The organism is Fluoribacter dumoffii NY 23, from assembly GCF_000236165.1.
Taxonomy (GTDB): Bacteria; Pseudomonadota; Gammaproteobacteria; order Legionellales; family Legionellaceae; genus Legionella; species Legionella dumoffii.
The window spans coordinates 1542739-1557125 of the sequence record NZ_CM001373.1; the positions used below are offsets into that span (position 1 = coordinate 1542739).

The following is a 14387-nucleotide window of genomic DNA, read 5'->3' on the forward strand; positions in this document are numbered from 1 at the left end:
AAAGGCTGCATCCCACTACAATCCCTTTCTTCAAATTCACCACCCCTAAGGATGGGCAAAAGTGAAGGCCGGATTTTGGTAGACAATTTCTGTATAGGAAAAGCCCGCGACCTCTTGTTGATCATAAGTTCCAGATACATCGCAATACCCCTCCCAATAACCATGTTTTTCCTGTTCAGGGAAAGCAGCCACATTAGTAAATGACAAATTGAGGCTGGGGATATTAATTCGGTATGTGGTGGGGTAAAGAATAGATAGTTCCGGATCGAGCCAGTAATTCTCACGCAATACTTCCATATCTTGATAGGAAATAAATCGCTTTTCACCCGAAGGAAGAATGACATTTGCCAAGCCCCCAATAACTGTATTGTCTTTAAAGTTAAAAATAAGGAAGATATTGGCATCAATGCCATTATCCAGACGCACGCCGAACCATTCCCAACCATTTGAATCGAGAGTAAAATCCCCCCATTGATGATCCATCCAGGAATCCCCGGGATTTTGCTCTATTTTATAAGTCTTTTTATTTAGTGTAAGAGTCCCTGTCGTATTAAAATGGGGAATAGAATAATAATATGAATTGGTAGCCTCAGCCATAGGCATGAGACCGTTCTCATTAATCAAGAAAAAGGGGGCACGGGGTTCCAGGATTAAATTAAATTTTAATTCCGTATTGTTTTCCCGAACATCTGCTTTCAATAAATAAACCTCTTTCCCTTGCTGAGTTTTCTTTTCTAAAACGTACTCTTTTTTCAGGATAATGTTTAACGTCTCTGTAGAAAACTTTCCTTCATTCAAAAAATACTCTTTGGCTGCTCCATACCCTTTTTTGTGGTCCAAATCGGCAAGCTGCATGTGCACCATAGGTTTGGTATAAACACGACCTTTTACATTAATAGCCGAATTAAACACAGCTACATCAAAACTTAAATGCTCGCCATCATCGGTTGTTAGCTTTCCATTGAAATACCACCATTCAATCAGATGCTCAAATGAATAAGGTATGTTTTGATGATGAGCTGCTTCATCTCGAGGAAACTCCAGGGGATAATAAGGTAAATTGGCATGTGCAATTGAGGCAAGTAAGCCAACGAACATCCATTTAAAACGTCCCATAGTGATTTCCTTTGATTTTAGAGAAGATGCGAAATGCGATAATATAAGATTTTGAGGTGGGTTATCAATCTTGGTTGTTCAGCAGCGAACCCGCAGCCTTAAGCTGCGGGATTCCAGTTACATCATAAGGCAACGAGAGACACTTTCGTTGAGCTCTTCATCTTCTTCTGAATCTTGTTGATTCCGCTCATGAAGTAAATCTTCTTGCATTGTTGGCTCTACTTCCTCTTCCTGTTCGGGTTGTGAGTTTGGATTCGCATGGGCACCCATTCCATTTAAAGCTCCTATTAATGACAGGAATGCAATATCCCGCATCAACTCAGGGTCAGCATGTAAGGTGAGCATAACGAGTACGTTCTCATCTACCCTGTCTAAAATGTGCACTCCATGTTGTGGGCACATAATAACTCTGGGGGTAAAACCAAAAAAAGTATTGGCGTTTCTTGGTTGCGCATTTTGCTGGGGGATTTGTTGTTGAGGAACTTCTTGCTGGGCTTCTTCCGGAAGATGATCGTCAACTTGAGGTGAGGGCTGCTCCTGGCTTTCCTCTAAATTTTCTTGCTCTACACTTTCCTGCGAACTCTTCAAATTTTTTTCTTCTTCAGACTTTCTTTCAGCTCGGGGGGATCCTGGTGGTGTATGAGGCATATCATTGCTCCTTAAAAAATTAATAATTAAATCCGATAAAAGTACCTCTCGAAAAGAAGCTCGTTTTATTATAACTTTGCCTTTTCGGGGAGCAAGTTTACAATTAACTTACATAATTGGGTAGAGTTATTGAACAATTTAATTGTTTAAATTTTTGATTTTATGAATAATTTGGGTTATAGCTTATGTAATAGATGAAAGATAATAACCTGCTCTGATAAACCATTATGGATAATCAATACCTGGATAAATATGTAGCCGCACAAATTATTATACTACTGGCAATACTCTTGCTTACCCCCTTGATGCATTTCCATAATCTCATAATCAATCTCTTGGGTTTGGGGTTTCTCCTTATCGGCCTTTTAATTCTTGTCATTGCCATAAAACAATTGGGGACAGCGCTTACACCTGTTGTGACGCCTAAAAAAAACGCTCAGCTTGTTACCTCAGGACTCTATGGCATAGTCCGTCACCCAATCTACACCGGAGTAATTATTATGGCTATCGGCTGGTCTTTCTACTGGGGCTCCGTATCCTCTTTCATCGCTTCATTAGTATTGCTTCTTTTTTTTAATTGCAAAATAAACAAAGAAGAAAGCTTATTGAGTAAAAAATTTCCTGAATATGAACTATATAAATTAAAGGTGAAGAAAAAAATAATCCCATTTATATTTTAGAATCTACCCTCAATTACTCTGGCACAAATAATATGGGATTCCTTGATTATCGAAAGATAGTTAACAGGCCCAAGACTAAATAAATTATGAGAATCTTTCATGAACGCATACCAACAATTAGAGCAGCATTTTAAAAAATATTATGATTTTGAAAATTTGACCGCCATAGTTTCCTGGGATGAGGCGACGATGATGCCCGCTGGCGGGGGCAAAGCCCGAGCAGAGGCATTGGCCACATTAAGTGCTGTACAACATGATTGGTTAACCCATAAAAAAGTAGGCGACTTGCTGAAACAAGCCAAAGACATGGAAGGTTTATCTGTATGGCAGCAAAAAAATCTTTACTGGATGGAAAAGGAATACCTGCAAGCCACCTGTATTCCTGTAAATTTGGTCGCAGAATTTACTAATGAATCTTTAATATGCTGCCAGGCATGGCGAGAATTACGCGCAAACAATGATTGGAAATCATTTAAACCTTACCTGGAAAAATTATTTAAAAAAGTAAAAACGATTGCCGAGATCAAATCCCAACTATTTAACAAGTCTGCTCTCGATGTTTTGATTGATGAATATTCTCCGGACTTGGACTGCGCCACAATTACCCCTGTTTTTAACTCCTTGAAACACGAACTGCCAAAACTTATTCCCAGGATTATGGCACAACAAAAAAACAGGGAGATAAAAAAAATATTCGGGGAGTTTCCTGTAGACAAGCAAAAACAGCTTGGGATGGAAATAATGAGCCGTTTGGGCTTTGATTTTCACCATGGTCGGTTAGATGTAAGCCATCATCCATTTTGTGGCGGTATATCAAGTGACGTTCGCATTACAACACGCTATAAAGAAGATGAATTCTTATCCTCAATCATGGCCATATCCCATGAAACAGGGCATGCCCTTTATGAACAAGGCTTACCTGAAAAGTGGGCGATACAACCGGTCGGACACTCTTTAGGAATGGCAGTTCATGAGAGTCAATCTTTGTTTATTGAGATGCAAATCTGCAGAAGCCTGGAATACATTCAGTTCCTGGCGCCTATGGCTCAAAAATATTTTGAAAATGCAGAAAATATAACCCAGGAAAATATTTATTATCATTATACAAAAGTACAGCCTGGCTTAATTCGCGTTGATGCGGATGAAGTCACTTATCCCTTACACGTGATCCTTCGCTACGAAATAGAACAACAATTATTTTCTTCAGAAATCACTATTGCGGACTTGCCTGAGGTTTGGAATTCATCCATGCAAAAGTATTTAGGCCTATCTACCCAAGGTGATGATAAAAATGGAGTGATGCAAGATGTTCATTGGCCTTCGGGAACTTTTGGATATTTTCCCGCCTATACCTTCGGGGCGTTAATTGCCGCTCAGTTATTCGCAGCAGTAAGCAAATCAATCCCCGATATTAAAGAGCAGTTAAAACGAGGCGATTTGATGCCCTTGTTGCACTGGCTAAGAGAAAATATCCACCAAAAAGGAAAATTATTGTCTTATCAAGAGCTTTTAAGACAGGCAACTGGTGAAACATTAAATCCCAATTATTTTTTTGCACATATTAAAGAACGCTATTTATAAGAAAAAGCTAACGATACGCAAGATTGCTGCCCTAAGCTTCTTGCGTTTCTCTAATACCTATTTTACCGGATAAGTCCACCCTTCTTCTTTATAGAGAAGAAATTCAGTTGAAATTTATCTTGGCGCGATTCACCAGATTGATAAATTGTTGAAGTGCACACGCAGTTCCCCCGCACTCAGGAATAGAAACAGGTTGGCCATTGTAAGTGACTTTGACTAGATAAGAACTTGCATCGTGCTCATATAAAGAGAAATTAAGATTTGAGGCATAAGGCGGCGCAATCTCTAAGGGAGCTCCCAAAAAACTTAATGCACTGGCAATCGTTGTATCATGGGCAGATAATAAAACATATTTAAGTTTCGATTTTTTCTGACTGCCCTCTTTAAGATAATTGGCAATATTAGTCATGAGTTTTGAACTATAGGCAATAGCAACCTGTTTTGGCTTTTCTTGCGCCATAAAAGCCCAGTTACTTGCCTGGATTATTGTTTCAATATCCTGATTACTTAATCCAATCGGCATGGGTGCATTATGGATTCGATGGATATATAGGGCATCACCAAGCATCCCAAGATCGGACAATCCCCTAATTTGAATCCCTGTAAGAGCACTCCACAGTGGGTATTTATCTTTAAGCGCGGCGTCTTTATGTTGCCATTCTTTAGTTGAATACACATACTGGTCCATTAATTTTGCTCGTTCTGCAGGGCTTACTTGTTGAATAATGACTTCATCATATTTGGAGGGAGCGCTGAAAACAGGAACAGGCTGAAACGCATAAGGTAAAGCCGGTTCCGAAAGCTCCGAAGTATCCGGCCCTGTTCCTGGTGGATATAACCCCATTAATAAAGACTCGGCACTCATAAGGGTGCGTTCATAGTCTGTAGAACGAACATACATTGTTCCTTGTTCATAGTGCTCAGATAACAAATGGGCTTGTTCCATATATCTTTTACGAAATTCCTTGCCCAAATTATATTCTTGCCGCATGCCTTCTGCAGTCAGTTGACCTTGACCTTCTCTCCATTGATAATTTACTGCTGGAAGTGGAACAATCGGTGTTCTATCACCATGTCGGATAATATCCACAGCAAAAACCAGCGTATCATCGGCAAACAAGAGCGATGGAACACTGAATAATAACGCACAGCCTAAACGAAACCGGTAACCCATTTTATGTTCTCCTTGCAAGCATGTTTTAATTCGCTATGAATGGATTTTCTGAGTGATGTAAATCTTGTGCACTATGATGAGTGTGACAACAAAAATCAAGTCTTTTCTTGGACTCTATTCCTCTGGAAAATATATCGTTAATGTGTAACAGTAACTGTCAATGAGAGAAAGAAATTCAACCCGTGGGAATGGAAATGAACGTAAATGGATTCAAATTTGCTTTGTTATCGCTTGTTATTTCGCTTGTAGGGGCTGATATTTTTGCAGCAAATAAGGCATCTGGAACTTCGCTTCGTATTATTACCCCCCAAAATGAATCCTTCACTTTAGAACAATCCGAATTGCTTTCTCATCCCTTTTTGTCTCAAGTAACCATTGATAATGATCGTGCCTACCCTGAAAAAATAATGCATCATCAGGTCATCCCTTTATGTAAGTTACTTGCTCCTTATCCTATTCAACAAGAAGACCTAATCGAATTCATAGCCAAAGATAATTTTCATGTTTATGTACCCTCTGCAAAGGTTATGAATTGCGATAAGAAAGCCTCCATTGCACTCCTGGCCATAGAACCCAAATCAAAGTGGCCAACTATTCAGAATCACACCGGGGATACAGCCGGGCCATATGAAGTAATTTGGTTAAATCCGGAACTCTCCTATATTTCTAATGAGTATTGGGCCTGGAGTGTAGTTGCACTAAAAATTCGCCACAACCTTGATTACCACCATGTCCTTGCCCCTCCAAAAACGACCAATGCCTCCATTAATAATGGGTATAAAATCTATATTAGTCATTGTGAAGGCTGTCATAGGATGAACTATATGGGGAAAAGCAATATTGGACCGGATCTGAATTGTCCTAAAAATCCCCTGGAATATTATTCTGATGCAGCACAATTAAGAAAATTTATTCGTGATCCCCAATCTGTCCGCTCTCTCCCCAAGGGTAGGATGACTGGTTCCGATAAACAATCCTTATCTGATAATGATCTTGATGATTTGATTCATTTTTTCAGTTTTATGAAAACAAAAAAAATGTGTGGGCAAGTAAAAAAATGATTATTTAACTGTAATGTTACAGATTAAAGGATTGTGCGCTATATTTTATTGGTAAAGAGATAATAAACTCACTTCCCTTTCCCAAGGTACTGTTAATGGAAAGAGTCCCATGATGTTCCTGGATAATGCTGTAGGAGATGGATAAGCCTAAACCAGTTCCTTTTCCAATCGGTTTTGTGGTAAAAAAGGGTTCAAAAATTCTAGCCATCGTTTCTTTACTCATACCCGTACCTGTATCGCGTATACAGATCCAGACGTGCCCGTTTTTAAGGGTTGTAGAAATGGTAATTTCACCCTGTTCAGAAATTGCCTGGGCGGCATTAATAAGAATATTCATAAATACTTGATTAATTTTTCCTGGATATCCTTCTATTTCAGGGATATCCCCATAGTTTTTCTTAATGGTAATCCGATCGCGGAATTGGTTATGCAATAACGTTAAAGTGGAATCAATGTTTTCATGGATGTTAATCGGTTTCAGCTCACCTTCATCCAATCGGGAAAAAGTCCGTAAATCTTTTACAATATTTGCAGTGCGGCGAGCACCTTCTTCAATTCCGTCAAGCAAGCTATGTATTTCTTGCAAAGTAAAAGACAAATCGATTTCTTCTTTATATTTTGAGATCTCCTGCAGTTTCTCTTTTATTGTATCGGGGGTAATTTGTGCATATTTATTTAATAGGTGCATGATTTCTTCAAAATCATTTTTTAAAGGACCAATATTGGCGGAAATAAAATTAACCGGATTGTTAATCTCATGCGCTATTCCCGCAGTTAAAACCCCGAGGGAAGACATTTTTTCTGCTTGTACCAATTGTGTCTCTGCTTGTTTCAAGGTATCCAGTGTTTTGTTAAGTTGAGCATTTTTTTTATTTAGGTCTTGGGTACGTTGCTCTACACGTGACTCAAGCTCAATATTGGCTCCAAGTAATTCTTTCTGGGCTTTTCTACGTTCCGTAATTACCGCGGATAAAACCAAAGTAGTAAAAAATATTACCGCCACAAAGGTTTGTAAAAATAAGAGACTGGTGGAAATATTGGCCATATGAAACTCTTTGTAATGGTATAATTCAAGCCAGATAACAGAAATCGAAATTAAAAACGCCATGATGGTAGCAAAGCGGGTTTCGAAGCGTACAGCAGACCACACGCCAAAAGGAATCAAGAGATAGGACAAAGGATAATGCAACATGGAAATCAAGCTAATCGTGCAACCTAATAAAATGACCACCATCATAAACTCGAGGAATTTCTTTAAATCAAAAGTAAACTTTTTTTGATACCAGGTCATAATGAGCGGGGTTATGGCAATAATGCCTATAGCATCCCCAATCCACCAGACAAACCAATTACCCCAAAAAAGATCAGGTTTGATAAAACCAAATACCAGGAGCGTTACTGCGCCTAAAGTACTACTGGTAAGGGACAAAAGAAAATCTCCCCCAAAGACGAACAAAAGAATATCATGAACTGTGTAGAATGGAGTTTGGGTTTTGGTGTAATGTTGAATGAATTTTCCTGCCCAAATGGCCTGCAATCCTGCCCCAAGCCCTATTAACGTGTATACAGTCAAGTTTTCCCATGACATGATATGGTCTAATTCAGCAGTTACAACCGCTTCAGAAATAACTATTGCGGGAAAAACATTTTTTCCAAACCAAAGGACCATAGCCAAGGCAATACCTGCCGGGAGCCACAGGGGTGTTACCAAAGTATTGGGAATTGTCCAAATATTGCTGGCAAGCCCTCCAAGTATATATAAAAATGCAGTGATGAGATTGGAATACCAAAATCTCCAGCTGAAAATTATTTTAGTATTCATGTTTTTTTCCCAAGCACTTTATAGAGTTTGATTTTTTCTTCTTTACCTCTAATTACCTGGGGTACTAATTCTTCAACAAGGATTTCATTAGAAATGGGCTTGTACGTGGATTCACTAATCAATAAAGCATTGGATTTGTCTCGAGTAAGCTCCTCAATTCGCGAGGCAATATTTACTGTATTTCCAATAGCAGTATATTCCATATGCTCACTGGTACCTATATTTCCGGTAATTACTTCACCGGTGTGGATACCAATTCCCATAGAGAGATCATGTCCTATTTACAGCATTGAGCTGATTATCAATATGAGATACCGGTGCTCCAAAAAAAGCTAAGATGCCATCCCCAATTAATTTGTTGACACTGCCATGGTGCTCTCTTATTTTTTGAGTCATTAATTCAAAGTAGGCATTGAGAACTTCTACAGTCCTAACTGAACCCAGTCTATCCGATAATGAAGTGAATTGACGTATGTCGGCAAACATGACCGAAATAATGCGGTATTCACCACGAATGAGAGAATCCTCTTCCTGGGCATGTAAAATTTCATCTACTATATTTTTGGGTACGTATTTTTGAAACAGTTCCAAAATTCGTTTTTGATAAAGCACTTCATGATTTAATTTTTCAATTAAAGATAACCGTTCCTCTTCAAGGCCAAGCATTTTCAAACCCATATCGATGCTAATCTTTAATTCAACCGGATCCCACGGCTTGGTAATGTAGCGAAATACACGCCCTGTATTAATTGCTTTAATTATTGCCTCCACATCAGTAAAGCCAGTTAAAATCATCCTGATGGTATTAGGATATTCCGGAATAATTGATTCTAAAAACTGCACCCCCGTCATTTCGGGCATTCTTTGATCAGTAATCACGATTTGGATAGGATGACGACGCATAATCTCCATCCCCTCGCGTCCAGAGGTAGCGGTAAAAATGTTATAGTGACGACGAAATGTAGCCACAAAAGCAGTGAGATTGTTCACCTCGTCATCTACATAGAGAATATTGCCTTTTTCTTTATTCATAAGAACTCTTTTAGAGCAAATTGAACACTCTATAAATATTTATAGCCTATAGGGAATCACTTTGACCAGTTTTAAATTTTGGAATGAAAAGGAGTTTCCTTAGGAATTGATTGGGTTATCGGGAAAAATGGAACAGTGTATTTAATCTTCACAGGCGAAATTACATTTTGTCCATCGTAAAAAAAAAGTAAAGAATTCGCTTGAACACTCCTGATTAAACAATCCAATAATATAATATTTTACACAACTTGTTTCAATTTTAGCGAGCTTTTCTATGTCCAAACCTGTGATTTTTAGTATTGATGATGAACAAAAGAAACAGAGGGTCCTTGCATTATATAAAGACTATATGAAGCAACAAAATGAGCAGCCTCAGTTTTTTGAATCCTTGGAAGACTTTAAAAATTCTCCCCATTATCAAAACTTGTCGGAAGAAGAAAAAGAACATTTTCAAGAACATGAGGGGAAAAATTTAATTGTTTTAGTATTTAATACTGCCGAGCAAGCTATAGAGTTTGTCCAGCAAATGCAAAAAAAAGGGCTCATCAGTGAAGAAAAAGCAGAACAAATAGTATCAGATCTTCAAGAAAACGAGGCACCCAGGCCAAGAATGTAAGGGAAGGCAGGAAGCTTCATGCCTGCCACCTCATTTTTTATGGGAATTATCACTATGGGTTTTAGGACTATTAAGATATAAATCCATCCACGCTTTAAATCGAACCAAACGATCCATCTGAAAATCCGGCCTATCAATAGAATGATATTGCTCAGGATAAATAATTAGCTGGGTAGGTATATTTTGTGATCTTAAGGCTTGATACAATTGTTCCGAACCAATGCAGGGCATATTGAAATCAAGACTGGCACACATAAATAGAGTAGGAGTTTTGATTTTGTTGGCCTTTATTAAAGGATAACTTAATTTCAAATAAGTTTGGACATTTAACCAGGGTTTTCCCAATTCTGCTTCATATTCTAGAGTATATTGATCAGCTCCATAATTACCCAGGATGTTACCCGTTCCAGCCCCACTTACTGCCGCCTTAAAACGTTGGGTGCTGGCAATTATATAATCAGTAAGCATACCGCCATAACTCCAACCCCCTACAGCCAATTTGTCGGGATCGGCAATACCCTCGTTAATTGCATAGTCTACAGCAGCTAAAACATCCTTAACATCCAAATTCCCCCAATCAGCATAAATCGCTTTTGAGAAGTTGTATCCCCTTCCAGAACTTCCTCGTGGATTGGGAGCTATAATGGCATATCCCTGTGCTGCAAACCATTGCCAATCAAAATTAAACTCATGGCTGAATTGATAAACTGGGCCACCATGTAAATTTAGAAGAGTTGGATATTTGTGACCCGATTCATAAGGGGCTGGTTTGATCAATAAACCCTCGATTAAGGTTCCATCAGAACTTTTAAACTCAATATCCTCTGCAGGGACAAATTTGACTTGCTCTAAAAGCTTTTGATTATGGTGGGTAAGGGGTCTTAAGGTATTTTCAACTGCAAAAAGCTCCTGTGGATGTTGATCATCTGAAGAGACCACTACTATGCGTTGATTGGCTGTTGCAAAACTACCATCAACCCGTGGACCATGCGTTAAATTTTTGACTGCGCCCGTACGAACGTCAATTTCACTGAGATGAGTATTTCTACTTGTCTCAACTAATGCATATATTTTTTTACCATCTTCGGACCATTTCGGTTGCGTAAACCAGAGATCCAAAGGGGCAATAAGCTGCTCTTGCTGCTCCAGGCCGATAATAGCTAATTGTGTGGGCGCATAAAGATGGGATTTATCACTGGTAGTTAAATAGACAATTTTAGTACTCTCCGGATTCCAAGAGGGAGACGATTCCCATTCCGGATTCATTTCCGTTCCTGATGATTGCGTCAGCCGCACTGCCTTACTTCCTGATTTTGTATTTATCACATACACATCCGAATTAAATATTCTATCCGGATCCACCCCTCTTTGAGAGACAAAAGCAATATAGTTTCCATCAGGTGACCAGGAAGGAGCCCATTCCTGGTAGGGTCCTGGAGTCAATATTTCTATGTTTTTAGTAGCAATCGCTATACGATAAAGATGAGCCCTTTTCTCCCCAAGATAGCCTTCCCTATCTTTTTTAAAGAGGAAGCGAGTAATCACTATGGGCTTATTTTTAGACTCTTTTTCATCTTTTACTTCCTCAGCAATAAAGGCAATGTTTTGTGAATTTGGAGCCCAAGCAAAATCGCTGATATCATACTTTGCATGAGTTAATTGAATAATTTGTCCGTTTTGTATATTTAGCAGTTTAAGGCTCGTTAAGTCATTGTGATCGGATAAAAAAGCAATCCATTGACCATCAGGGCTCCATTTAGGTAAGTAATTGCTTTCTTTTTTACTGGATGTCAATTGTTTGGAGACATTGCCCTCATAGGACACCATCCAAATATTCCGTATGGCTTCAACAGGACTTACATTTTCTTCTACTGAATAAGCCACCCATTTCCCATCTTTTGACAAGTCCGGTTCGTCAACCGTTTTTATTTGCATAAAATCACTTAGAACAGGGAGTCTTTGTGACGAGTAGCCATTATAGGGAAGAAAAAAGAGCACGAATAAACTGGGCAAAACGCCAATTAGAATTTTTTTCAAAATAAAATCCTTTTTATAGACATAGTACATTTATCCGTAATTTTATGAGTTGTGATTCAAAGTCCTCCATTTAATTATTTTAGATAAACATCAGATTTTTTGTAAAATTTTACCTAAAAATATGCTGGAGTTCACTTTAAGAAACAAGTGCTGGTAATTTGCTCATTAATCCTGCAGAGAAATTTTTTACTTTGATGACTCTCTCATGATTATAAAATGACAAAAACTTGATTGTAATTTAACTTTCTGGTCAATTTTTAATTCAAACTTAATATCGAATCATTGTCAAAGGAGTTTTTATGATGAAGGTATTAAACGCACTTTTAATCGTATTATTGACCATCATTGACATCATCATGGTCATCATATATAGCGATGGAATCGCATTTAAAACTACTCTCACAAGGTTATTAAATAAAATATTTCAATAACTTTGTCAGACTTCATTCCGAAGCAAACATCTCTTCATTGCCTTTTAACATACAGACTCATTTTTATCTGCTATGCTTTTTTTAATACAGTTGGTTTATTAACCGACTTTTATGGCAATATTTTTGCCAATTATTGCATAGGAGTATCTAAACATGCGATCCAGAGTATCACAAGGAGTGAAAAGCGCTTTTAATAAATCCGTTTTATCTTCCTTAAAATCCACCCGCAGTTCACTTTTTGTTCCGGACAAACTGGACATGAGCTATCCCATATTGTCATCTAAAGAAGTCGAGGAAGGAGTTGCTCAACTTCATGAAAGTTTGCCGTCGGATCCAGATTTGATTTTCAGAGGAACCGAGGGCACAAAAGAGGTTCATGAAGCGATGTCAATTGATCGCCTTGGTATGTCTTCGGTGCAAAAGCAAAAATTACCCAGTACTGATATTGTGGATTACATTGTGAGTAATGAAAGTAGCTGCTTTTTTTCTGCGTCACCCTGTAGATATACGGTACAGAACTATGCTGCAGGGCTACCGATCATTCCCTGTCGAGGTTTCATTTGGGTCATGGGCTTACCCAAAATATATACAATTCCACAAAAACATTTATTCTTTAATGAAGAAATGTTTACCCATTATGATAGAAAGCAAATTGAACAATCGCCTCAGGGTTATAAGCATCACTCTATAAAAACTACAGCGGCTAATAACAATGAATTTACCATTATTGTTGGAATTGGAAAAGATGATGACTGGTCACTTAAAGTATCTGAAGATGTAATGAAATTAGTGCAAGTAAGAGGACCAGGTAAAATTTTGGGAAAATTTATGTCTGCGGATGAAATTTTACATGTCCAGGACTGGACAAATCCCGGATTTAAGAAAAGAGTTTGGTCATGTGAGGTAGTGATCTCGCAAGGGTCTGAAATGAAAGACTTTGAAGGAATGAATCAAAAAGCCCGGGAACTAGGTTTTATCGGAACTGACGACCGCTTACTCACCCTCAAAGATGCAAGCAGCATAGTAGACTCTGAGGAATTGGAAGAGTTGAACACCAACCACAGTACGTCTTTGACACACAGGGTAATGAAAGTTCATAAAGACATTCCCTTAGGGAATAAAAAAGAACTGGTTGACTGCATAGCCCAGGAAATTAGGGACACAGTAAAATTAGAGCCTGTAGTGCCCTCAGATTTACCTACTTTAGAGTAAGCCAGTGCAGCAAACCACACTGAGCGATTCTATTTTGATGTTCTGTGCTGAAGACTTATCAATTTTATTCAAAATTCTTAAAATTTATAATGAAAATGGGGGCTCCTCTAAATTAATTAAGAAGAGCCCTTCTGTATTAATGCACGAGAACATAACGGCCATTCTCCAGCATATAGCGATGTCCATTACGATAAACGATATGTTTGTTATGATACCCAGGTTGACTCGTATATTTGGAAGGGGATCCCATTACTGTCCCAACCCCGGTGTCAATCACTGTACCCACTCCCTTTCCTACAAAAGCCCCTGTATCGGCAACATAACCTACCCCAGTTCCCACGACGCGGGCCCCGTAATTTACCCCTGCTCCTACGGTTGAATTACTGTATTGACTGACATTATTCATGGTGTTGCAACCCATTAAACTTAAAGAGATGAGTAAAGTTGAAGATGTAATTATTCGTTTCATAATTTCCTCCTTGAACCAGAACACAAAATGTTTTCTTTATGTATATATAGTTTAAAAATAACTCAATTGTTAGGATTATAGAAAATTTATTTGTGAATTAACTAAGGAGAATGAGGATTTGTATCCTGCACTTATTCACATCAAGTACTCAGGATCCAAATCCTAGATAAAATATTTCATTAAGAAAAAAAGACGAAATCTAGAAATTTTCCTGATAGGCTTCAGGACTGTTTTGCTGGAACTCTCTAAAGTTCTCTTCTGCTTCATTTCTCTTTTCAATATCAAAACAATCTTTTTTCTCTGCAGGATCTTTTAAACTTCCACAATTGTTATTTGCGTAGGAATTTGGGTTAACTTCATTATCTGCAAATGCATTGAGTGAAAGTAAGCACATAATAAGAACTAATTTTTTCATTATTGTCCTATAAATTTATTTTTATTTGGCTCAATCATACCTAATCCAAAGAATAAAATACAGGCAAGAGGTAGGGCATGATAAATAAAATCT

Annotated in this window: 15 protein-coding genes; 5 read left to right on the forward strand and 10 right to left on the reverse strand. The window is 38.2% G+C overall.

Annotated elements, in window-relative coordinates; genetic code table 11:
- Positions 1-45: 45 nt before the first annotated feature.
- Positions 46-1116: a lipocalin-like domain-containing protein gene (locus KYQ_RS06960; protein WP_010653278.1), complete on the reverse strand. Its 1071-nt coding sequence runs from the start codon at positions 1114-1116 to the stop codon at positions 46-48.
- A gap of 117 nt (positions 1117-1233) precedes the next feature.
- Positions 1234-1764 carry a hypothetical protein gene (locus tag KYQ_RS06965; protein WP_019349778.1) on the reverse strand — a complete coding sequence of 177 codons (531 nt, stop codon included), beginning with the start codon at positions 1762-1764 and terminating at the stop codon, positions 1234-1236.
- 227 nt (positions 1765-1991) lie between these two features.
- On the opposite strand from KYQ_RS06965, the gene KYQ_RS18250 reads away from it, so the two are divergent.
- Together KYQ_RS18250 and KYQ_RS06975 are read left to right on the forward strand one after the other, a co-directional pair.
- A complete protein-coding gene (locus KYQ_RS18250) occupies positions 1992-2444 on the forward strand; it encodes a methyltransferase family protein (protein ID WP_019349779.1) in 453 nt (150 codons plus the stop codon).
- Positions 2445-2543: 99 nt separating this feature from the next.
- Complete coding sequence (locus tag KYQ_RS06975; RefSeq protein ID WP_010653275.1) at positions 2544-4025, forward strand: carboxypeptidase M32; 1482 nt, start codon at positions 2544-2546, stop codon at positions 4023-4025.
- A 103-nt stretch (positions 4026-4128) separates the two neighbouring features.
- Here KYQ_RS06975 and KYQ_RS06980 read toward each other — a convergent pair whose 3' ends face one another.
- Entirely contained in the window at positions 4129-5199 is a 1071-nt protein-coding gene (locus tag KYQ_RS06980) for a histidine phosphatase family protein (protein WP_010653274.1), read from the reverse strand.
- 194 nt (positions 5200-5393) lie between these two features.
- Between KYQ_RS06980 and KYQ_RS06985 the strand changes: the two genes are divergently transcribed.
- A complete protein-coding gene (locus KYQ_RS06985) occupies positions 5394-6260 on the forward strand; it encodes a c-type cytochrome (protein WP_010653273.1) in 867 nt (288 codons plus the stop codon).
- Positions 6261-6276: 16 nt separating this feature from the next.
- On the opposite strand, the gene KYQ_RS06990 is transcribed toward KYQ_RS06985, so the two are convergent.
- Genes KYQ_RS06990 through KYQ_RS18255 form a run of 3 tightly spaced genes read right to left on the reverse strand, consistent with a single transcriptional unit; the run spans position 6277 to position 9114 of the window.
- Positions 6277-8082 carry an MASE1 domain-containing protein gene (locus KYQ_RS06990; protein WP_010653272.1) on the reverse strand — a complete coding sequence of 602 codons (1806 nt, stop codon included), beginning with the start codon at positions 8080-8082 and terminating at the stop codon, positions 6277-6279.
- Positions 8079-8345 (reverse strand): adenylate/guanylate cyclase domain-containing protein, encoded by a 267-nt coding sequence (locus KYQ_RS19620; RefSeq protein WP_019349781.1) that lies wholly within the window; start codon positions 8343-8345, stop codon positions 8079-8081. The genes KYQ_RS06990 and KYQ_RS19620 overlap by 4 nt, the downstream gene beginning before the upstream one ends.
- 7 nt (positions 8346-8352) lie before the next feature.
- Positions 8353-9114, reverse strand: a complete 762-nt coding sequence (locus KYQ_RS18255) for a response regulator (RefSeq protein WP_019349782.1) — start codon at positions 9112-9114, stop codon at positions 8353-8355.
- Positions 9115-9388: 274 nt separating this feature from the next.
- Between KYQ_RS18255 and KYQ_RS07005 the strand changes: the two genes are divergently transcribed.
- Complete coding sequence (locus tag KYQ_RS07005) at positions 9389-9730, forward strand: hypothetical protein (RefSeq protein ID WP_010653270.1); 342 nt, start codon at positions 9389-9391, stop codon at positions 9728-9730.
- 30 nt (positions 9731-9760) lie between these two features.
- Here the strand turns inward: KYQ_RS07005 and KYQ_RS07010 are convergent, their stop codons facing one another.
- Both KYQ_RS07010 and KYQ_RS19125 read right to left on the reverse strand, forming a co-directional pair.
- Positions 9761-11797 (reverse strand): S9 family peptidase, encoded by a 2037-nt coding sequence (locus tag KYQ_RS07010; RefSeq protein WP_010653269.1) that lies wholly within the window; start codon positions 11795-11797, stop codon positions 9761-9763.
- Positions 11798-12296: 499 nt separating this feature from the next.
- Positions 12297-12458 (reverse strand): hypothetical protein, encoded by a 162-nt coding sequence (locus KYQ_RS19125; RefSeq protein ID WP_155807056.1) that lies wholly within the window; start codon positions 12456-12458, stop codon positions 12297-12299.
- Between KYQ_RS19125 and KYQ_RS07020 the strand changes: the two genes are divergently transcribed.
- A complete protein-coding gene (locus tag KYQ_RS07020; protein ID WP_010653268.1) occupies positions 12457-13410 on the forward strand; it encodes a hypothetical protein in 954 nt (317 codons plus the stop codon). The two genes, KYQ_RS19125 and KYQ_RS07020, sit on opposite strands and share 2 nt — an antisense overlap.
- A 136-nt stretch (positions 13411-13546) precedes the next feature.
- On the opposite strand, the gene KYQ_RS07025 is transcribed toward KYQ_RS07020, so the two are convergent.
- Positions 13547-13879, reverse strand: coding sequence for a hypothetical protein (locus KYQ_RS07025; RefSeq protein ID WP_010653267.1), 333 nt, complete (start codon positions 13877-13879; stop codon positions 13547-13549).
- A 199-nt stretch (positions 13880-14078) separates the two neighbouring features.
- On the reverse strand, positions 14079-14294 hold the full coding sequence (locus tag KYQ_RS07030) for a hypothetical protein (RefSeq protein WP_010653266.1): 216 nt from the start codon (positions 14292-14294) through the stop codon (positions 14079-14081).
- Positions 14295-14387 lie beyond the last annotated feature (93 nt).